The organism is Streptomyces sp. bgisy100, from assembly GCF_057709105.1.
In genome coordinates, this window is record NZ_JBYITE010000025.1 from 26,577 (window position 1) to 48,360 (window position 21,784).

Consider the following 21,784-nt stretch of genomic DNA (forward strand, 5'->3'; position numbering starts at 1 on the left):
GGCGTCGCGTCCTTTCCCCGGGTACACCACGATGCGCTCAGTGCCCCGGTTTGCTTGGGGGCACCCCCATGCTGGAAGCAATGGGGGAGGCTGTCCGGCGGTGCGGGACGTGTCGGGTGAGGATCGTCCGTACAGGTCAGGCGATCGGCCTAGGACCTGTCCGACAAATCCCGCCCGCCCCGCGGGCGACGGCGCTCTTTGCCGGACGGGCCCTGGTCGCTGTGCGGTGACGAGGAGCGCGGTACGGGTTACCGAGTGCCCCCGGCGGGACGGCGGAAACCGCTGCCCCCGGCGGGACGGCGGGAACCGGCTGCGGGCCGGGGCGGACCGGCGGCGACCGGTCGGCGACGGCGGGCCGCCGCCGGCTGCGCCGCCCCGCCCCGGGCACGCCGTCAGCTCCCCGCGCCCTCGCCGGCCGGGGCGCCGTCCGGCCGGCGCAGCCGGAACCAGTAGAAGCCGTGGCCGGCCAGGGTGAGCAGATAGGGCAGTTCGCCGATGGCGGGGAAGCGCACCCCGCCGATGAGCTCCACCGGGTGCCGGCCGTTGAAGGTCTGCAGATCGAGCTCGGTCGGCTGCGGGAAGCGGGAGAAGTTGTTGACGCAGAGCACCACGTCGTCGCCCCCGCCCGGCAGCCGGATCTCCCGCAGGAAGGCGAGCACGGCCGGGTTGCTGGAGGGCAGCTCGGTGTAGGAGCCGAGGCCGAACGCCGGGTTCTGCTTCCGGATCTCGATCATCCGCCGAGTCCAGTGCAGCAGCGAGGACGGGCTGCTCATGGCCGCTTCCACATTGGTGACCTGGTAGCCGTAGACCGGGTCCATGATGGTCGGCAGGAACAGCCGCCCCGGATCGCAGGAGGAGAAGCCCGCGTTGCGGTCCGGCGTCCACTGCATCGGGGTGCGCACCGCGTCCCGGTCGCCCAGCCAGATGTTGTCGCCCATGCCGATCTCGTCGCCGTAGTAGAGGATCGGCGAGCCGGGCAGCGAGAGCAGCAGGGCGGTGAAGAGCTCGATCTGGTTGCGGTCGTTGTCCAGCAGCGAGGCCAGCCGCCGCCGGATGCCGATGTTGGCGCGCATCCGCGGGTCCTTGGCGTACTCCGCGTACATGTAGTCGCGCTCTTCGTCCGTGACCATTTCGAGGGTCAGCTCGTCGTGGTTGCGGAGGAAGATGCCCCACTGGCAGCCGGAGGGAATGGCCGGGGTCTTGGCCAGGATCTCCGAGACGGGGTAGCGGGACTCCCGCCGCACCGCCATGAAGATGCGCGGCATGACGGGGAAGTGGAACGCCATGTGGCACTCGTCGCCGCCCTTGTCGTAGTCGCCGAAGTAGTCGACGACGTCCTCGGGCCACTGGTTGGCCTCGGCGAGCAGCACGGTGTCCGGGTAGTGCGCGTCGATCTCGGCCCGGACCCGCTTCAGCAGGTCGTGGGTGCGGGGCAGGTTCTCGCAGTTGGTGCCCTCCTCGGCGTAGAGGTAGGGCACGGCGTCCAGCCGGAAGCCGTCGATGCCCAGGTCCAGCCAGAACCGCAGCGCCGAGACGATCTCCTCCTGCACGGCCGGGTTCTCGAAGTTGAGGTCCGGCTGGTGGGAGAAGAAGCGGTGCCAGTAGTACTGCTTGCGCACCGGGTCGAAGGTCCAGTTGGACGCCTCGGTGTCGACGAAGATGATCCGGGCGTCCTGGTACTGCTTGTCGTCGTCGGCCCAGACGTAGTAGTCGCCGTACGGCCCGTCCGGGTCGGTCCGCGACTGCTGGAACCACTCGTGCTGGTCGCTGGTGTGGTTCATGACGAAGTCGATGATGACCCGCATGCCCCGCTGGTGGGCGGCGTCGACGAACTCCACGAAGTCCGCGAGGTCGCCGAAGTCGGGGAGGACGGCGGTGTAGTCCGACACGTCGTAGCCGCCGTCGCGCAGCGGCGACTTGAAGAACGGCGGCAGCCAGAGACAGTCGACCCCGAGCCACTGCAGATAGTCCAGCTTGGCGGTGATGCCCTTGAGGTCGCCGATGCCGTCGCCGTTGCTGTCCTGGAAGGACCGCACCAGGACTTCGTAGAAGACGGCGCGTTTGAACCAGTCGGGGTCCCGGTCCTTGGCCGGGGTGTCCTCGAAGGTGTCCTGGACGGGCTCATTGACGATCATGGTGTGGGTGACCCTCCGATCGGTGAGGACGGTCGCAGGGCGAACACGTGCGCGGGCCTGACGCCCGGCTCGAGGCGCACATAGTTGTCCCTGCCCCAGTGGTAGGTCTCACCGGTGAGCTCGTCGCGCACCGGGACGGACTCGTGCCACCCCAGGCCGAGTTCCGGCATGTTCAACGAGACCGTGGCCTCCTGGGTGTGGTGGGGGTCGAGGTTGACCACGGTGAGCACGGTGTCGTTCCCCGCGCGCTTGGAATAGGCGATGACCGTGTCGTTGTCGACCGGGTGGAAGTGCAGACTGCGCAGCTGTTGCAGGGCCGGGTGGCGGCGCCGGATCCGGTTGAGCGCGGTGAGCAGCGGGGCGATCGTCCGGTTCTCCCGCTCGGCCGCCTCCCAGTCGCGCGGCCGGAGCTGGTACTTCTCGGAGCCCAGGTACTCCTCGCTGCCCGGCCGCAGCGGCCGGTTCTCGCACAGTTCGTAACCGGCGTAGACGCCCCATGTGGGGGAGAGGGTGGCGGCCAGCACGGCGCGCGCCTCGAAGGCGGGCCGCCCGCCGTGCTGCAGGTGGGCGTGGAGGATGTCCGGGGTGTTCACGAACAGGTTGGGCCGCATCCAGGCCGCCGCGTCACCGGACAGCTCGGTGAGGTACTCGGTGAGCTCCTGCTTGCTGTTCCGCCAGGTGAAGTAGGTGTACGACTGCTGGAAGCCGATGGCGGCCAGGGTGTGCATCATCGCGGGCCGGGTGAACGCCTCGGCGAGGAAGACGACGTCCGGATCGGTCCCGTTGATCTCCGCGATGACCCGCTCCCAGAAGACCACCGGCTTGGTGTGCGGATTGTCGACCCGGAAGATCCGCACCCCGTGGTCCATCCAGAAGCGCAGCACCCGCAGCGTCTCCCGGACGATCCCGTCCATGTCGGTGTCGAACGCGACCGGATAGATGTCCTGGTACTTCTTCGGCGGGTTCTCGGCGTACGCGATGGTGCCGTCGGCCCGGTGGTGGAACCACTCCGGGTGCTCGCTCACCCAGGGGTGGTCCGGCGAGCACTGGAGCGCGAAGTCGAGGGCGATCTCCAGCCGCAGCCCGGCCGCCTTCCGCACGAAGTGGTCGAAGTCCCGCAGCGTGCCGAGGCCGGGGTGGACGGCGTCGTGCCCGCCGTCGGGGGAGCCGATCGCCCAGGGCGAGCCCACGTCGTGCGGCCCGGCCGACAGGCTGTTGTCCGGCCCCTTGCGGAACGCGGTGCCGATGGGGTGGACCGGCGGGAGGTAGACCACGTCGAAGCCCATGGCGGCGATGGCGGGGAGCCGTTCGGCGGCGGTGCGGAACGTGCCGCCGACCGGCGGTTCGCCCTCCCTCACCACGGCCCCCTCGGACCGGGGGAAGAACTCGTACCACGACCCGTACAGCGCGCGGCGGCGCTCCACCAGGAGCGGCATCGGCGGGGAGGCGGTCAGCAGTTCGCGCAGCGGGTGCCGGTCCAGCGCGGCGACCACCTCGGGGGCCAGCGCCGCGGCGAGCCGGGCCGCGGCCGGCCGGGCGGTGTCCCGCAGCGCGTCGGCGGCGGCGAGCACGCCCTCCCGGCCCTCGCTCTTGGGCACCCCCGCCGCGGCCTCCTCGTGCAGCGCGGCCCCTTCGCCGAGCACCAGCTCGGTGTCGATCCCGGCCGGGACCTTGATCCCGGCGTGCCGGCGCCAGGTGGCGACCGGGTCGCTCCAGGCCTCGACGGTGAACGTCCACCGGCCCTCGGCGTCGGGCGTGACCTCGGCGCCCCACCGGTCGGTGCCGGGGGCGAGCTCGCGCAGCGGGGTCCACGGCCCCGCGCGGCCGGCCGGGTCCCGCAGCACCACATTGGCGGCGACCGCGTCGTGGCCTTCCCGGAACACGGTGGCGCTGACCGGGAAGGTCTCGCCGACGACCGCCTTGGCCGGGCGGCGCCCGCAGTCGACGAGCGGGCGGATGTCCAGAACGGGGATGCGTCCGATCACGGGATCACCTGGAGGCGTTGCGGTTTCAGCCACGGTGTGGGCCTTTGTCCTTACTATCTGCTCCGTTGACGGTGTGCCGGCTGCGGGCATGGCCGCTCCTGTCCGCGCGTTCACTCAAGTGGGCGACTGCGTCCTGCGGGCTGTGCCGGGGGTGTTCCGCGGTGCGTGGCGGTCGTGCGCGAGGGCGGTGCGGAGAGGTTCGGGTGGTGCCGCCGGCGGCTACCGGTGGAGCCTGCCCAGGGGGTACCCGCGGGCAATCCGGCCGGGACCGGGCTACCGGCGCGTAACGGTAAAAACGCGGACCGGTCCCGCGCCGAGGGCGTCGGGACCGGTCCGGGAGACATCGGGCTCCTGTGTCAGTCGGTCAGTCGTGCACCTGCAACAGACGGTTGGGCGAGGTGAGACCGGGGCCGGTGACCTTGCCGGAGGCCGACCGGCCGACCAGTGCCGCGGAGACCTCCGCCGGGCTCGCCGACGGGTGGTCACCGAGGTGGAGCGCCGCGGCGCCGGCCGCGTGCGGAGCGGCCATCGAGGTGCCGGAGAGGGTCTTCGACGCCGTGTCGGACGTGTTCCACGCCGAGGTGATGTCCACACCCGGGGCGAACAGATCCAGCCGCCCGCCCCAGTTGGAGAACGAGGCCCGGGCGTCGGTGCGGTCGGTCGCCCCGACGGTCACGGCCTCCCGCACCCGGGCGGGCGAGGCGAGGTCCGCGGGCAGGCCGTCGTTCCCGGCGGCGACGGTGAAGGTCACCCCGGCGGCGATCGCGTTCCGGACGGCCGCGTCTAGCTGCGGGCTGACCGTCCCGCCCAGGCTCATATTGGCCACCGCGGGCTTCTTCGCATGGCGGGTCACCCAGTCGATCCCGGCGATCACCTGGGAGGTCGTGCCGGACCCCTCGTCGTCGAGCACCCGTACGGCGACGACGCCGGCCTTCTTCGCCACCCCGTGGGAGCGCCCGGCGATCGTCGCCGCGACATGCGTGCCGTGCCCGTTGCCGTCCTGGGCCGTGGCATCGTCGTCGACGAAGTCCCAGCCGCTCCGCGCCCGCCCGCCGAAGTCCTCGTGCGAGGTGCGCACCCCGGTGTCGATGACATACGCGGTCGCCCCCGCGCCGCCGCCGGCCGGCGGGGTGTAGGAGTCGTCCAGGGGGAGGGAGGGCTGGTCGATGCGGTCCAGGCCCCAGGACGGCGGGGCGGACCGGCTGCGGTCGATGCTCACCCGGGTGTCCTGCGCGACGGTGGCCACCCGGGGGTCGGCCGCGAGCCGCCGGGCCTGCGCCGCGTCCGCCCGCACGGTGTAACCGTTGAGGGCGGTGCCGTACGTGTGACGTACCCGGGCCCCGTACGTCCGGAGGAGGTCGAGGCCCGCCGTGGAGGGAGCGGTGATCCCCCCTGCGCCGGACTTCAGCGTGACGATGTAGCTGCTGCCCACCGCGCCGGGCGCGCCGGCACCGAGTACGCGCCCCTCCGCGGGGGCCGCGTGCGCGGGCAGGGTGATGGCTGAAAGAACCGCTGCCGTGATCAGTGATGTCACGGCACCGAACCGCCTCCGACGGCGGTGGTGCGCCATGGCCATGTACGAAGTCCCCTCCTCGACCGCTCCTTGACAGAGAAAAGCGTCTCGTCCACTACCGGTCGGTACAACGGTGCGGACCAGGGGGAATCCGCGACTTCCGAGGGGAGCCGGTGAAGGTTGCGGCGGTTTTCGGCCGCGTCGATGCACGGCCGCCGTTCGAGCGCCGGGCGGCGGCGCCACGCGTGCGCCGTGTTCCGCCGCGACAGGCCGCGGCTACCGTCGAAGAGTGAAGGCTCCGTGCACTGTGGTGAGCGTCCGTCAGGTCCGGCCGGAGCCCTGCGAAGGTGGAGAACTGTGAAGGCCATTCGTCGATTCAGTGTGCGTCCCGTCCTTCCGGAACCCCTACGACCGCTCAGCGAACTGGCGCGAAACCTGCGCTGGTCCTGGCACCCCGAAACCCGTGAACTGTTCCAGGCCGTCGACCCCGACGGCTGGTCCGCCGCAGGCGGCGACCCGGTGCGCCTCCTCGGCTCCGTGTCCGCCGCCCGCCTCACCGCGCTCGCCGCGGACCGCCGCTTCCTCCGGCGGCTCACCGTGGCGGCCGACGATCTGGAGGACTACCTCTCCGGTCCCCGCTGGTACCAGTCCGCCGACCCCGGCCTCCCCGCCGCCGTCGCCTACTTCTCCCCGGAGTTCGGCATCACCGCCGCCCTCCCGCAGTACTCCGGCGGGCTCGGCATCCTCGCCGGCGACCACCTCAAGGCCGCCAGCGACCTCGGCGCCCCCCTCATCGGCGTCGGACTGCTCTACCGGCACGGCTACTTCCGGCAGTCCCTCTCCCGGGACGGCTGGCAGCAGGAGCAGTACCCCGTCCTCGACCCCCACGAGCTGCCGCTGGCCCTGCTCCGCGAACCCGACGGCCGGCCGAGCCAGGTCGTCCTCGGCCTGCCCGGCGGCCGGTGCCTGCACGCCGCCGTCTGGCAGGCCCGGGTGGGCCGGGTGCCGCTGCTGCTGCTCGACTCGGACGTGGAGGAGAACGGGCCGGGCGAGCGCGACGTCACCGACCGGCTCTACGGTGGCGGCAGCGAGCACCGGCTGCTCCAGGAGATGCTGCTCGGCATCGGCGGCGTCCGGGCCGTCCGGGCCTACTGCCGGCTCTCCGGGCACCCCGCACCCGAGGTCTTCCACACCAACGAGGGGCACGCGGGCTTCCTCGGCCTGGAGCGGATCCGCGAACTGGGCGAGGCGGGCCTCGGCTTCGACGCTGCCCTGGAAGCGGTCCGGGCGGGCACCGTGTTCACCACCCACACCCCCGTCCCCGCCGGCATCGACCGCTTCGACCGCGAGCTGGTCGCCCGGCACTTCGGCGAGGGCGGCGCCCTGCCCGGCGTCGACCCGGGCCGGATCCTCGAACTCGGCCGGGAGACCTACCCGGGCGGCGATCCCGATCTGTTCAACATGGCCGTGATGGGGCTGCGCCTGGCCCAGCGCGCCAACGGGGTCTCCACGCTGCACGGCAGGGTCAGCCGGGAGATGTTCGCCGGCCTGTGGCCCGGCTTCGACCCCGGGGAGGTGCCGATCACCTCCGTCACCAACGGGGTGCACGCACCCACCTGGGTCGCTCCCGAGGTCCTCCGGCTGGGCGCCCGCCGGGCCGGCGCCGACCGGGCCGAGGACGTCCTGGTCACCGGCGGCGCGCCGCGCTGGGACGCCTTCGCCCGGATCCCCGGCGCCGATCTCTGGGAGCTCCGCCGGACCCTGCGCGAGCAGCTGGTGGCGGAGGTCCGCGAACGGCTCCGCGCCTCCTGGCGGCAGCGCGGCGCCGGAAGCGCCGAACTCGGCTGGATCGACGGGGTCCTCGACCCCGAGGTGCTCACCATCGGCTTCGCCCGGCGCGTCCCCTCGTACAAGCGGCTCACCCTGATGCTGCGCGACCGCGACCGGCTGACCCGGCTGCTGCTCCACCCCGAGCGGCCGGTGCAGATCGTCGTCGCGGGCAAGGCGCACCCGGCGGACGACGGCGGCAAGCGGCTGGTGCAGGAGCTGGTGAAGTTCTCCGACGACCCCCGGGTGCGGCACCGGCTGGTCTTCCTGCCCGACTACGGCATGGCCATGGCCCAGAAGCTCTACCCGGGCTGCGACGTCTGGCTGAACAATCCGCTGCGCCCGCTGGAGGCCTGCGGCACCTCGGGCATGAAGTCCGCGCTCAACGGCGGGCTCAACCTGTCGGTGCTGGACGGCTGGTGGGACGAGTGGTCCGGGCCCGACTTCGGCTGGGCGATCCCCACCGCCGACGGCGCCGCCACCACCGACGAACGGCGGGACGACCTGGAGGCCGACGCCCTGTACGGGCTGGTGGAGGACCGGGTGGCGCCGTGCTTCTACGAGCGCGGGCGCGGCGGGCTGCCCGACCGCTGGATCGAGATGGTCCGGCAGACCCTCGTCTCGCTCGGCCCCAGGCTGCCGGCCGGCCGGATGGTCCGGGAGTACGTGGAGCGGCTGTACGACCCCGCCGCCCGCGCCCACCGTGCCCTCGTCCCGGAAAGTGCGGTGGCCCTGGCCGACTGGAAGGCGCAGGTCCGGCGCTGCTGGCCGCGGGTGGCCGTCGATCATGTGGAGACGGGGACGGCCCCCGGCACGGGCGGCGTCGCCGAACTGGGCTCCACGCTCTCGCTCCGGGTCCGGGTCGCGCTGGACGAACTCACCCCCGAGGACGTCGAGGTGCAGGCCGTGGCCGGACGGGTCGACGGGGAGGACCGGATCACCGACGGGGCGGCGGTGGCGCTCAAACCGGCGGGCGGCCGGGACACCGAGGGCCGCTGGCTGTACGAGGGGCCGCTCGCGCTGAACCGCACCGGGCCGTTCGGCTACACCGTGCGGATCCTGCCCGCCCATCCGCTGCTGGCGAGCGGGGCGGAACTCGGCCTGGTCGCCGTGCCGCCGGAGAACGGCGGCGAGGCGGCGGGCTTGCTGCTGCGCTGACCCCCGGCCGGGGAAGGCGGCCTCTGCGGAGGAGCGGACATGTGGAAGGGCGGTGCCCGGGGACGAGGAAGGACGCCCCCGGGCACCGCCCGGTTCGTTTCGTCACCGCCGGCCCGGGATCACCGGGCCCCGCGGGGACGGAAGGAGGTCACTTGACGTTGACGCCCTTCCAGGCGGCCTCGACACCCTTGACCTCGGCGCTGTCGGCCTTGTACAGGTCGGTCGCGGCCTTCACGGTCGCCTCGCGAGCACCCTTGTAGTCGGTGTTCGTGGTCATGTAGCTGGTGAGGGCCTTGAACCAGATCTTCTCGGCCTTCTCCCGGCCGATGCCCTCGACCTTGGAGTCGTCGGCGGTCGGGCTGTCGTACTTGACGCCGTTGATCTCCTTCGCGCCGCTGCCCTCGGACAGCAGGTAGAAGAAGTGGTTGGCGACGCCCGAGGAGTGGTGCACGTCCTCGTTGCCGACATCCTTGGACCAGTTGTCCGCGGACGAGCCGTCCTTGCTCGGCTTGTCCATGTAGCGCAGCGGCTTGCCGTCGCCCGCGATGTCGATCTCCTCGCCGACGAGGTAGTCGCCGACGTCCTCCTTGTTCTTGGCGCTGAACTCGACGGCAGCACCGAAGATGTCGGAGGTGGCCTCGTTCAGGCCGCCGGACTCACCGCTGTACTCCAGACCGGCGGTGGCGGAGGTGACGCCGTGCGTCATCTCGTGCGCCGCCACGTCGATCGAGGTGAGCGGCTTCTTGTCGCCCTCCCCGTCGCCGTAGGTCATGCAGAAGCAGCTGTCCTCCCAGAAGGCGTTGACGTACGCCTTGCCGTAGTGGACCCGGGAGGTGGCACCCTTGCCGTCGCCCTTGATGCCGTTCCGGTTGTGCACCTTCTTGTAGTAGTCCCAGGTCAGCTGGGCGCCGTAGTGGGCGTCGACGGCGGCGGTCTGCTTGTCGTCCGCCTTGCCGTTGCCCCACTTGTCGTCCTCGTCCGTGAGGGTCTTGCCCTCGCCGGACTCGCTGTTGCCGAGGTCCTTGGTGGTGTGGTCGCCCCGGTCGCCGTCCTTGAGGGCGAAGCCCGAGCCGTCCTTGGTGGTGGTCAGGTCGACCTTGCCGCTGTACTGGCTCTCGCCGGCACCGGTGTGGACGGCCTGGTACTCGTAGAGCTTCTTGCCGGTCTTCGCGTCGGAGACGACGTGCAGCTCGCTCGGCGTGCCGTCCTTCTGGAAGCCGCGGGTGACGGTCTCCCAGGCGAGGACGGGCTTGCCGGAGGCGGCCCAGATCACCTTGCGGGGCTCGGCGCCCTTGGCGGCCTTGGCGCCCTCGGCGCGGACGGCGCTCTTCAGCGCGCTCTTCTCGGCGGTGGCCGGCGCGACGGTCGCCTTGGTGCCGGCGACGGCGATGGTGGCCTTCGTGGACTTGGTGACGCCCTCGGACTTACCGCTCTTCGCCTTGTGGACGATCATGTCGCCACCGAGGACCGGAAGGCCCTCGTAGGTGCGCTCGTAGCGCGTGTGGGTCGTGCCGTCGGCGTCCTTCACGACGTCCCGGACGACCAGCTTCTCCTTGGCCCCGAGGCCGAGCGCCTTCGCGTCCGCGGCCTTGGTGGCGTTGGCCTCCTGCAGCAGCGTGACGCGCTGCGAGGCGGAGAGCTTCATGGGCTGCGCCTTGGAAGCGGTGTCCCCGGCGGGAACGGCGTCGGCCGAACCCGCGATCCCGGCGGCGAGCAGTCCGCCCGCGGCGACGGAGGCCGCGACGATGCGCACGCGGTTCTTGCGGGATATGTGGGGGGTAGCAGAGCTCACTCGAACTCCTCCTGATGTGTGGGGGGTTAGGAGGTGCGGGTGTTGATGTGGTGCGAGGAGAGACTGCCATTGCGATGCGAACATGTCATCGGGTGAGACCGAGGTTGGCCGGAAATCGTCCGTTACCCAAAGATCGCGGTCCGGAAGACGGACAGGTCCCGGCGGGCGCAGCCGGGTCAATGGCCCCGCAAAGCCCTGGAAAAGCGCAGGCGGCGGCGCCCGGGGAGGGGTGCTCCCCGGGCGCCGCCCGGTGCTGCCAGGAGTTCCCGACTGCCGGAAAGGACCCGTCAGAAGGTCAGCTTCCAGCTGTTGATGCGGCCGGTGTCGACCGAGTACACGTCCTGGACCTTGAGCTTCCAGGTGCCGCTCGCCGCCTCGGAGGAGGCGTTGACGGTGTACGTGGTCTTCACGTCGGCGGCCGAGTCGAACGCGCTGGAGTTCTTCAGCCGGTAGGCCGTCCCGTCCGGCGCGACCAGGTCGATGACGAGGTCACCGCGGTAGCTGTGGATGATGTCCACGTCCACCTTCAGGGCGCTCGGCGCGTTGCCGGCGCGGCTGACATTGATCGGTGAGGTGACCGCGGCACCGGCGTCCGGGATGGCGACGTCGTCGGTGTTCTCGAAGACGCTGCCGCCGCCGCTGGTGCTGACGGTCCAGGTGAACGACGCCGTACCGGTCTTGCCGGCCGAGTCCTTCACTGTGACGGTCACGTTGCTCGTGCCCGCGGTCGTCGGCGTACCGGAGATCAGACCGGTCGAGGCGTTGATGGACAGGCCCGCCGGGAGGCCGGTCGCGGAGTAGGTCAGCGCGCCCGTGGTGCTGCTGGTCGCCTTGATCTGCAGGCTGGCGGGCTGCCCGACGGTGCTGCTCTGGTTGCCCGGGCTGGTGACGGAGACGCCGTCGGTGATCCGGGTGCCGACGTTCACCGCGGCCCAGGTGTTGGCCACCGTGTTGTACGTGGCGCTGCCCTGGCCGAACAGGTCGGCCGCGGCCTGCAGGGTGGCCGTCCGGGCGGCCGCGTAGTTGGTGTTGGCCGTCATCCGCTCGGTGAGCGCCTTGAACCAGATCTTCTCGGCGTTGGCGCGGCCGATGCCCGGGACGGGCTGGTTGTCGTAGGTCGGGCTGTCGTAGGAGACGCCGTTGACGACCTTCTGGCCGCTGCCCTCGGACAGCAGGTAGAAGAAGTGGTTGGCGACGCCCGAGGAGTAGTGGACGTCCACGTTGCCGATACCGGAGTACCAGTTGTCCTTGGACGAGCCGTCCTTGCTCGGCTTGTCCATGTAGCGCAGCGGGGTGCCGTCGCCGTTGATGTCGATCTTCTCGCCGACCAGGTAGTCGCCCGGGTCCGAGGTGTTGTTCGCGTAGAACTCCACCGTGGCGGCGAAGATGTCCGAGGTCGCCTCGTTGAGGCCGCCGGACTCCCCGCTGTAGACGAGCTTGGCGGTGGCCGCGGTCACGCCGTGGCTCATCTCGTGCGCCGCGACGTCCATCGAGGTGAGCGGCTTGGCGTTGCCGGAGCCGTCGCCGTACGTCATGCAGAAGCAGGAGTCCTGCCAGAAGGCGTTGACGTAGTTGTTGCCGTAGTGCACGCGGGAGTACGCGCCGACGCCGTCGCCGCGGATGCCGCTGCGGCCGTGCACGTTCTTGAAGTAGTCCCAGGTCTCCGCGGCGCCGTAGTGGGCGTCCACGCCCGCGGTCTGGGTGTTGGACGGCTTGCCGTCGCCCCAGACGTCGTCGGCGTCGGAGAAGAGCGTGCCGGTGCCCGACGACCCGTGGTTCAGGTCGTAGGTCTTGTGGCTGCCCCGGGTGGTGTCGGTCATCGTGTACGACGGCGCGGTGCCGATGGTCACCTTGCCGCTGTACTGGCTGTTGCCGGTGCCGTTGACCACGGCCTGGTACTGGTACAGGGTCTTCCCGGTCCGCGCGTCGGTGATGACGTGCAGCTCATTGGGGGTTCCGTCGTGCTGGAGGCCGCCGACGACGGTCTCCCAGGCGAGGACGGGCTTGCCGTCGGCCACCCAGACCACCTTGCGCGGGGCCCGGTCGGCGTCGGCCCGCTTCGAGCCCTCCGCCTTCGCGGCCTTCACCGCGGTGCGCTCGGCCGTACCGGCGGACACCCGTGCGGTGGTGCCGGCGACGGCGATCCGGGACTTCACCGCCTTGGTGACGCCCTCGACCGAACCGCCCTTGGTCTCGTGCACGATCAGGTCGCCGCCGAGGACGGGCAGACCCGCGTAGGTGCGCTCGTAGCGGGTGTGCGTGGTGCCGTCGGCGTTCCGCACGACGTCCCGGACGACCAGCTTCTCCTTCGACCCGAGGCCGAGGCTCTTCGCCGTCGCGGCCTTGGTGGCGTTGGCCTCGCGGAGCAGCTCCGCCCGCTGCGCGGGGGAGAGCTTGGCGGGCAGCGCGCCGGGGTCGGGCTTCGCGGACGCGGCGGTGGTCCGGGCGTCACCGTCCGGGCCGGCCGCGGCGGTCCCGGCCTGGACGCCGACGGCGAGCATGGCCGTGACGGCGACGAGCGCTCCGGTCGCGACGGCGCGGCGCCTGGGAATGCGGGGGGTTCGTCTCACGCGGAACTCCTTCTGCTGCGGTCGCGCCAGGGTGTGCGCGGCCAGGGGGACCGGACGGCCTGGGGTGCCGCCGGGCAGAACAAGCAGTTCGCAGAACAGGTGGAACCTGGAAGAACAGGTAGGACCTGGAAGAACAGGTGGAACCTGGAGCTACAGGTGACCTGGCGGTGCAGGTGGACCTGGAAGTACAGGTGGACCTGGGATGACGTGCCGAGGTGCGGACCGCGGGGCACGGCACTGGGGCTGTGGGGGAGCCGTGCGGCGGTCGAGGGAAGAGTCCCACCCCGCACCCGTGAATGTCAGGAGCGTGTCAACAAGTTGGCCGGAAAACGTTCGTTGGGCAAGGAACGGCGCCCGCATAGCGAACGGTGGGCAAACCGGCGACAGGGCATGCCGGGGGCGACTCGTGAGGTAATTCCGCTCGCCCTTTCGCGTCCTTCGCCGCGCGGGTCGCTCGGTCGGGTCATCGTTGCGGAAGGCCCGGCAGCTGTCCTGGGCGCGACGGGGGCTTTGCGCCCCTGCGCGCGGTTCGCTGGGGCAGGGTCACACCAGGCTGTCCCGCCACGCCCGGTGGAGCGAGGCGAAGCCGCCCCGGGCGGTGATGAGGTCGGCCGGGCTGCCGTCCTCCACGATCCGGCCGTCCGCCATCACCAGCACCCGGTCGGCGATCTCGACCGTCGACAGCCGGTGCGCGATGACCACCGCCGTGCGTCCGCGCAGCACGGTGCCCATCGCCCGCTGCACCGCGCGCTCGCCCGGGATGTCCAGCGAGGAGGTCGCCTCGTCGAGGATCAGTACGCCCGGGTCGGCCAGCAGCGCGCGGGCGAACGCGACCAGTTGCCGCTGGCCCGCGGAGATCCGCCCGCCCCGCTTGCGGACGTCCGTGTCGTAGCCGTCGGGCAGCGCGGCGATGAAGTCGTGTGCGCCGATCGCCCCGGCGGCCCGGACGATCTCCTCGCGTGTGGCGTCGGGGCGGCCGATCGCGATGTTCTCGGCGACCGTGCCGGAGAAGAGGAAGGCCTCCTGGGCCACCATCACGATGCCGCGCCGCAGTTCCGGCGACGCCAGTTCGCGCAGGTCGACGCCGTCGAGCAGGATCCGTCCCGCGGTGGGATCGTAGAGCCGGGCGAGCAGTTTGGCGAGCGTGGACTTGCCCGCTCCGGTGGCGCCGACGACCGCCACGGTCTGCCCCGCGGGGAGCGTGAGATCGCATCGCGGCAGCACCTCGCCGCCCGTACGGTACGCGAACCGCACCCCCTCGAAGACCACCCGTCGGCCGGGTTCGGCGGTCGGCCGCGGCGGCAGCGGGCGCGGAGCGACCGGCTCCGGCACGGAGGGCCGCTGATCGAGCAGGCCCGCGATCTTCTCCAGCGAGGCGGCCGCCGACTGGTAGGAGTTGAGGAACATCCCCAGCCGGTCGATGGGGTCGTACAGCCGGCGCAGATAGAGCACCGAGGCGGCGAGCACCCCCAGCGGCAGCCCGGCGGTCGCCACCCGGTGAGCGCCCCAGAGCACGATCGCGGCGACCGCGGTGTTGGCGACGAGCCGCGAGGAGACCACATAGCGGGCCATCTCCAGGATCGCGTCGCCGTTGGCCCGCCGGTGCCGGTGGTTCAGCGCGCCGAACTCCGCGTCATTGGCGCGTTCCCGCCGGAACGCCTGCACCGGCCGGATGCCGTTCATCGTCTCGGCGAACTTCACGACGACCGCGGCGAAGGCCGTGGACCGCCTCCGGTAGACCGCCATCGACCGCCGCTGGAAGGACCGGACGAGCAGATACAGCGGCCCGAACGACAGCACCGCCGCGGCGCCCAGCCCCCAGTCGAGGTAGAGGAGCAGCCCGGAGATGTAGACCACCGACACCCCGACGCCGAGCAGTTCCTCCAGCCCCTCGCCCAGAAGCTCGCGCAGTGCCTCCACGTCCGTGGTGGCCCGGGAGATGAGCCGGCCGGAGGTGTACCGCTCGTGGAAGTCGACGCTCAGGGCCTGCGCATGGCGGAAGATCCGGCTCCGGAGGTCGAGCAGCACGTCCTGACTCACCCGGGCCGAGGCGCGGATGAAGGTGTACTGGAGCGCCCCGGAGGCCAGCGCGCTCAGTACGTACGCTGCTCCGATCAGCGCCAGGGGCCCGAAGTCGTCCCGGCGGAGGGCCGGTACGGCCCGGTCGATCGCGACGGCCACCAGCAGCGGCCCGGCCTGGACCGCGGCCTGCTGGAGCAGCAGGAGCACGGCCGCCACCCGCACCCTGGACCGGTGCGGGCGCAGCAGTGAGACCAGCAGGCGCCGGGAGGCCCCCCGGGGCGTGGGCAGCACATCGTGGTCGAACGAATCGCCGTCGGGGACGCCGTCGTCCGGTGGGCCGGCGCCGTCCGGGACGTCCGCGTCCGGCCGGTGGCCGGCGCGCCACCGGCGTCCGCGTGACCGTCGGCGGCCGTCGCCCTCCCGGCCGTCCGCCTTCCCCCGGCCCTCCCGGCTTCCCTGGCCTTCCTGGCCTCCCCGGTCCTCCCGGCCCTCCTCGTCCTCCGGCGGCAGGCCGGACGCCGTGGTCGTCATCGTGGGGTGCCCCCTTCCGCGGCGTCCCGGCCGTCACCGGTGCGCCAATCCGTGCCCGGGTCCGGAGCCCCCGGGGCCGCACTGCCCGGCCCGTCCCCGTCCGGTCCGCCCGTGCCCGGCGCGCCGTCGGCCGGTGCCGGTGCCGGTGCCGGTGCCGGTGCCGGGTCCGGGTCCGGGTCCGGTCCGCCGGCGCGGGAGACCGCCGCACTCCTGCCCGCAGTCCCCGCCTCCGCTCCCGCGCCCCCGTCGGCGGGCTCCTCGCCGGACATCAAGGTCCGGTACTCCGGGTTCCGGTGCAGCAGTTCCTGATGGGTGCCGACCGCGGTGACGCGGCCGCCGGACAGCAGCGCCACGCGGTCCGCGAGCAGCACCGTGGACGGGCGGTGCGCGACGACGAGCGCGGTCGTGGCCGCGAGCACCTGGCGCAGCGCCGCCTCCACCCGCGCCTCGGTGTGCACGTCCAGCGCGGACAGCGGGTCGTCGAGGATGAGGAACCGCGGGCGTCCCACCACCGCGCGGGCCAGCGCCAGTCGCTGCCGCTGGCCGCCGGAGAGGCTCAGGCCCTGTTCCCCGACCTGGGTGTGCACGCCCTGCGGAAGGTCGTGCACGAACGCCGCCTGGGAGATCTCCAAAGCCCGCAGCAGCTCCTGCTCGTCCACGGCCGCCGCGCCCATGGCCACGTTCTCGCCCGCGGTCGCGGAGAAGAGGGTGGGTTCCTCGAAGGCGACCGACACCAGCTCGCGCAGCCGGGCCCGCGGCATCCCGGAGATGTCCTCCCCGTCGAGGGTGATCCGCCCGGCCGTCGGCTCGTGGAGGCGCGGCACCAGGGCGGTGAGCGTCGTCTTTCCGGATCCGGTGCCGCCGACCAGGGCCATCGTCTCGCCGTGCCGGATGTGCAGGTCGACCCCGTCGAGCGTGGGCGGTCCGTCGGAGGGGGCGTCGGGATAGCGGAACACCACGCCCCGGAAACGCAGTCCGTCCTCCGGGCCGCCGGGCGCGCCCACCGGGGCGGGCGCGGGCCCGGGGGAGGGGGACGGAGTAGCGGCCGGGGCCCGGTCCGCCTGCTCCGGGGCGTCCATGATCTCGAAGTACCGCTGGGTGGCCGTCGCCGCCTCCTGGCTCATCGCGATCAGGAACCCCGTCGACTCCACCGGCCAGCGCAGGGCGAGCGCCGTGGACAGAAAGGCCACCAGGGTGCCGGCCGACAGGGCGCCGTCCGCCACCCGCACCGTCCCCAGGACGAGCGTGGCGGCGATCGCGATCTCGGGCAGCGTCAGGATCAGCGCCCACAGCGACGCGAGCAGCCGGGCCTTGTGCAGCTCCGTCCCCCGCAGCCGCCCGGACAGCGACCGGAAGGCCCGGGCCTGGCTCCGGTGCCGGCCGAATCCCTTGATCACCCGGATGCCGAGCACACCCTCCTCGACGACGGTCGTCAGGTCCCCGACCTGGTCCTGGGCGGTGCGCGCCGCCACCGAGTAGCGCGCCTCGAACCAGGAGCACAGGATCAGCAGCGGCAGGACCGGGGCGAGCAGCACCAGTCCGAGCGTCCACTCCTGACCGAGCAGAATCGCGAACCCCACCAGGATCGTGCTGGCGTTGACCAGCAGAAAGGTCAGCGGGAAGGCCAGGAACATCCGCAGCAGCTGCAGATCCGTGGTGGCGCGGGAGAGCAGCTGGCCCGAGGCCCAGCGGTCGTGGAAGGACACCGGCAGCCGCTGGAGATGCCGGTACAGGGCCTCCCGCATCGACGCCTCGACCCCGGCGAGCGGGCGCGCCACCAGCCACCGCCGCAGCCCGAAGAGCCCGGCCTCCGCCACCCCGAGCAGCAGCAGGTACGCGCCGCCGAGCCACACCCCGCCCGGGTCCCGGCCGGCCACCGGGCCGTCCACGATCCACTTCAGCACCAGCGGGATGACCAGCCCGGTGCAGGAGGCCAGCACGGCCACGAGGGCCGCCGTGCACAGCCGTACCCGCACCGGCCGCACGAAGGGCCACAGCCGTAACAGCGACCGCACGGCGGAGCGCTGGCCGCCGGCGGAGGCGGAATCGGGAGTGGAATCGACAGCGGAATCACCGGCGTTGCCGGACGGGGCGTCCGGCGCGGAGCCGTCGGCGCGGTTGGCAGTCATCACCGGCGAGACTACGGCCGGCCACTGACACCCCTCATCCGGTTTTCGGCCGGTCCGGGCGAGTCTCCACCGGGTGGCCGACCGCCCGGAACAGCACCGCCGCGCGGGCCGGCAGCAGGAACGGTGAGCCGGCGGCGTGCCGGGTGCCCGGCGCCCGGCTCTGGTCCTCCCGCGCGGTGTCCACCAGCAGTTCGTACCCCGAGGCCCAGGGTCCGCCCGGCAGCACGAAACGGCCGGGCTCGGGGTCGGCGTGCAGCACGGCCAGGAAGCTGTCGTCGGTCAGCGGCCGGCCCTGCTCGTCGCGCTGCGGCAGGTCCCGCCCCGAGAGGTACATCCCGAGCGTCGCGGTCGGGGCGTACCAGTCGGCCTCGGTCATCTCCCGCCCCTCCGCGGTGAACCAGGCCAGGTCCCGCAGCCCGCCCGGCCCCTGCGCGCGGCCGGAGAAGAACGCCCCGCGGCGCAGCACCGGATGGGCGTGGCGCAGGGCGATCAGCCGCGAGGTCAGCTGGGTCAGGGCCCGCCAGCCGGGATCGTCCAGCAGCGACCAGTCGACCCAGCCGGTCTCGTTGTCCTGGCAGTACGCGTTGTTGTTGCCGCCCTGGGTGCGGCCGAGTTCGTCGCCCGCGACCAGCATCGGCACCCCGGTGGACAGCAGCAGGGTGGTGAGCAGGCTGCGCAGCTGGCGGCGGCGGAGCGCCAGGACCGCCGGGTCGTCCGTGGGGCCCTCGGCGCCGCAGTTCCAGGACCGGTTGTCGTCGGTGCCGTCGCGGTTGCCCTCGCCGTTCGCCTCGTTGTGCTTGCGCTCGTAGGACACCAGGTCGCGCAGGGTGAAGCCGTCGTGGGCGGTGACGAAGTTGACGGAGGCCTGCGGGCGCCGGCCGCCCCAGGCGTAGAGGTCGCTGGAGCCGGAGAGCCGGTAGCCGAGGTCCCGGACGTCCGGCAGCGCGCCGCGCCAGAAGTCGCGCACCGCGTCCCGGTACCGGTCGTTCCACTCGGTCCACAGCGGAGGGAAGGCCCCGACCTGGTACCCGCCGGAACCGACGTCCCACGGCTCCGCGATCAGCTTCACCCGGCGCAGCACCGGGTCCTGGGCGATCACCGCGAGAAAGGGGGAGAGCATGTCGACGTCGTGCATGGCGCGGGCGAGGGCCGAGGCCAGGTCGAAGCGGAAGCCGTCGACGCCCATCTCCGTCACCCAGTAGCGCAGCGAGTCGGTGATCAGCCGCAGCACGGGGGGCTGGACGACCTGGAGGGTGTTGCCGCACCCGGTGTAGTCGGCGTAGCGCCGGGGGTCCTGCTGCAACCGGTAGTAGCCGCGGTTGTCGATGCCGCGCAGCGAGAACATCGGCCCCAGTTCGCCCGCCTCGGCCGTGTGGTTGTAGACCACGTCGAGGATCACCTCGATGCCGGCGGCGTGCAGCGCCCGCACCATCCTCTTGAACTCGCCCACCTGCTGGCCGCGGGTCCCGGACGCGGAGTACGCGCCGTGCGGCGCGAAGTAGCCGACGGAGTTGTAGCCCCAGTAGTTGCGCAGGCCCCGCCGCAGCAGGTGGTCCTCGTGCGCGAACTGATGCACCGGCAGGAGCTCCACGGCCGTCACCCCGAGCCGGGTGAGATGCCCGACGGCCGCCGGGTGCCCCAGCCCCGCGTAGGTGCCGCGCAGCCGCTCCGGCACCCCCGGGTGGCGCATGGTGAAGCCGCGCACATGCAGCTCGTAGATGACCGAGTCGGCCCACGGCGTCTTGGGCCGGCGGTCGTCGGACCAGTCGTCGTCGTCATGGACCACGACGGACTTGGGGACGAACGGCGCCGAGTCCCGGTCGTCCCGGACGGTGTCCGCGACGTGCTGCTGCGGCCAGTCCCGCACGTGCCCGTAGACCTCCGGGGGCAGCGGCCCGCCGCCCCCGGGGCCGGTGAACTCCCCGTCCACGGCGCGGGCGTACGGGTCCAGCAGCAGCTTGGCGGGGTTCCACCGGGCGCCGGTCCACGGGTCCCAGCGGCCGTGCACCCGGAAGCCGTACCGCTGCCCGGGGCGCACGCCGGGTACGAAGCCGTGCCAGATCTCGTGGGTCAGCTCGCCCAGCGGGCGGCGGGTCTCGGTGCCGTCGGCGTCGAACAGGCAGACCTCCACCGCCTCCGCGCCGCGCGCCCACAGGGCGAAGTTGGTCCCGGCCGTCCCGTCGGCGGCGACCCGGAACCGGGCGCCGAGCGGCTGCGGGCTGCCCGGCCGGACGGCCGGCGGCGCCGTGGCCGTTCCGGGCGGCGCGGAGGCCTCGGCCTGCGCCGATGGTGAGCCCGGGGACGGTCCGTCCGCCGCCGCGGGAACCCCGTCCCGCACGTCCGCCTGTTCGGGTGCGCTCGACACGTGGCAGCCTCCCGCGGCTCATGACCGGGCCGGGCCCGCGGCGTCCCGGCCGCGGCCCGACCCTGCTGGTCCTTCCCCCTGTTCTGCCCGCTCGGGCGCCCGCCCTCACACCGGCGTCCGGCCTCGCGTTCGTTTCCCTCACGGGGGTGCGATCGTTGGGCTCCGCGTGAAAAAGGTTGCGAGGCGCCTACGGCGCGCGGCTGTGGGGCTCGCCACGGCCGCCCTGCTGGTGGCGGCGGCCGCGTGCGGCCAGTCGGGCACCGCCCTGCGGGAACGGCCGCCGGCCGCGGACCGCCCCGTCATCGCCGTCACGCCGCTGGACGGCGCCCGGGGAGTCCGGCCCCGGTCGCCGGTGCGGGTCACGGTGTCCGGCGGCCGGCTGGAGCGGGTCCGGGTGGTCCGGACGGGGGACGCCCGGGACCGGCCCGTCGCCGGACGCATCAGCGGGGACGGCCGCCGCTGGCACCCGTTGGCCGGCCCGTTCCGGCTGCGCGGCCGGTACACCGTGGACGCGGTGGCGGTCGACCGGCACGGCCGCCGCACCGCCCGGCACACCACCTTCACCACGTTCGTGCCCCGGCACCGGTTCATCGGCTACTTCCGGCCGGAGCACCGTTCCCTCGTCGGCACCGGCATGATCGTCTCGTTCGAGTTCAACCGGCCCGTCACCCGCCGCGCGGCGGTCGAACGCGGGATCCGGGTGACCGCGCGGCCCCCGGTCGCCGTCGCGGCGCACTGGTTCGGCGGCCGGCGGCTGGACTTCCGGCCGCGCGCGTACTGGAGGCCCGGCACCGAGGTCTCCGTCCGGCTGCGGCTGCGGGATGTGCAGGGCGCGCCGGGGGTGTTCGGCGTGCAGCACAAGACGGTGCGGTTCACCGTGGCCCGCAGTCAGGTCAGCCGACTGGACGCGGCGGCGCACACGCTCACCGTGTGGCGCGACGGCCGGCGGGCCGCGACGCTGCCGGCCACCGCCGGCGAACCGGCCAGCCCGACCTACAACGGGAGGATGGTGATCATGGAACGGCGCGAGGTGACCCGGATGAACGGGGACACGGTCGGCTTCGGCGGCGAGTACGACATCGAGGACGTGCCGCACGCCATGCGGCTGACCGCCTCGGGGACCTTCCTGCACGGCAACTACTGGGCCCCGCCCAGCACGTTCGGCGTCGCCAACACCAGCCACGGCTGCATCTCGCTGCGCGATGTGCGGGGCGGCGGCGCCCCGACGCCCGCCCGCTGGTTCTACGAGAGCTCACTGACCGGCGACGTCGTGGAAGTGGTGCGCAGCGCCGACCGCACGGTCGCCCCGGACAACGGGCTCGGCGGCTGGAACATGCCCTGGCAGCAGTGGCGGGCGGGCTCGGCCCTGCGCTGAGACGTCCTGTGCTGAGGCGTCCTGTGCTGAGACGTTCTGTACGGAGGAGCCCTGCGCTGAGGGTGCCAGGCGCTGAGAGGGCCGGGCGCTGAGGGGGCCGGGCACTGAGACGTCCGGCGCTGAGGCGTCCGGCGCTGAGACGCCGCGCGCTCAGACGTCCGGCGCTGAGATTTCCGCGCCGGAACAACCGCCCGTACCGCTATCCACTGCCGAAACCGCCCCGCACGGAACGGAGTCCGCCTTCCCGCCGTCTCTCCCTGCGAAGCCCCGCACCGCCGCACACGGGTACCCCCGCGCATCCGCCGGACGCCCGGCCGACTTGGGACTGATCCGTGACCTTCACGGGGATTTCTCTTCCACGGCGGTGTGGTTATCTAGCAGC

General features: G+C 72.7%; 10 protein-coding genes. 2 read left to right on the forward strand and 8 right to left on the reverse strand.

Features of this window, described 5'->3' with window-relative positions:
* Positions 1 to 392 precede the first annotated feature (392 nt).
* The 3 genes from treS to AC3EQ1_RS18085 form a co-directional block, all read right to left on the reverse strand.
* Positions 393 to 2,135: a maltose alpha-D-glucosyltransferase gene (gene treS / locus AC3EQ1_RS18075; RefSeq protein WP_432095341.1), complete on the reverse strand. Its 1,743-nt coding sequence runs from the start codon at positions 2,133 to 2,135 to the stop codon at positions 393 to 395.
* Positions 2,132 to 4,120: an alpha-1,4-glucan--maltose-1-phosphate maltosyltransferase gene (locus AC3EQ1_RS18080; protein ID WP_432095342.1), complete on the reverse strand. Its 1,989-nt coding sequence runs from the start codon at positions 4,118 to 4,120 to the stop codon at positions 2,132 to 2,134. Before AC3EQ1_RS18080 ends, treS begins: the two co-directional genes overlap by 4 nt.
* Before the next feature lie 364 nt (positions 4,121 to 4,484).
* The gene (locus tag AC3EQ1_RS18085; RefSeq protein WP_432095343.1) at positions 4,485 to 5,696 is read right to left on the reverse strand and encodes a S8 family peptidase; all 1,212 of its coding nucleotides are present in this window, start codon (positions 5,694 to 5,696) and stop codon (positions 4,485 to 4,487) included.
* A 294-nt stretch (positions 5,697 to 5,990) separates the two neighbouring features.
* Here AC3EQ1_RS18085 and glgP point away from each other — a divergent pair, with 294 nt between their 5' ends.
* Entirely contained in the window at positions 5,991 to 8,618 is a 2,628-nt protein-coding gene (glgP, locus tag AC3EQ1_RS18090) for an alpha-glucan family phosphorylase (RefSeq protein WP_432095344.1), read from the forward strand.
* 148 nt (positions 8,619 to 8,766) lie between these two features.
* On the opposite strand, the gene AC3EQ1_RS18095 is transcribed toward glgP, so the two are convergent.
* From AC3EQ1_RS18095 to glgX, 5 genes are all read right to left on the reverse strand, one after another.
* Complete coding sequence (locus AC3EQ1_RS18095; protein ID WP_432095345.1) at positions 8,767 to 10,410, reverse strand: M4 family metallopeptidase; 1,644 nt, start codon at positions 10,408 to 10,410, stop codon at positions 8,767 to 8,769.
* A 287-nt stretch (positions 10,411 to 10,697) separates the two neighbouring features.
* A complete protein-coding gene (locus tag AC3EQ1_RS18100) occupies positions 10,698 to 12,911 on the reverse strand; it encodes a M4 family metallopeptidase (protein WP_432095393.1) in 2,214 nt (737 codons plus the stop codon).
* Positions 12,912 to 13,523: 612 nt separating this feature from the next.
* Positions 13,524 to 15,533, reverse strand: a complete 2,010-nt coding sequence (locus AC3EQ1_RS18105) for an ABC transporter ATP-binding protein (protein ID WP_432095346.1) — start codon at positions 15,531 to 15,533, stop codon at positions 13,524 to 13,526.
* Positions 15,530 to 17,662, reverse strand: coding sequence for an ABC transporter ATP-binding protein (locus tag AC3EQ1_RS18110; RefSeq protein WP_432095347.1), 2,133 nt, complete (start codon positions 17,660 to 17,662; stop codon positions 15,530 to 15,532). Before AC3EQ1_RS18110 ends, AC3EQ1_RS18105 begins: the two co-directional genes overlap by 4 nt.
* Positions 17,663 to 17,696: 34 nt before the next feature.
* Positions 17,697 to 20,027, reverse strand: coding sequence for a glycogen debranching protein GlgX (gene glgX, locus AC3EQ1_RS18115; RefSeq protein ID WP_432095348.1), 2,331 nt, complete (start codon positions 20,025 to 20,027; stop codon positions 17,697 to 17,699).
* 166 nt (positions 20,028 to 20,193) lie between these two features.
* Here glgX and AC3EQ1_RS18120 point away from each other — a divergent pair, with 166 nt between their 5' ends.
* Entirely contained in the window at positions 20,194 to 21,402 is a 1,209-nt protein-coding gene (locus AC3EQ1_RS18120) for a L,D-transpeptidase (RefSeq protein WP_432095349.1), read from the forward strand.
* The last annotated feature ends 382 nt before the right edge of the window (positions 21,403 to 21,784 follow it).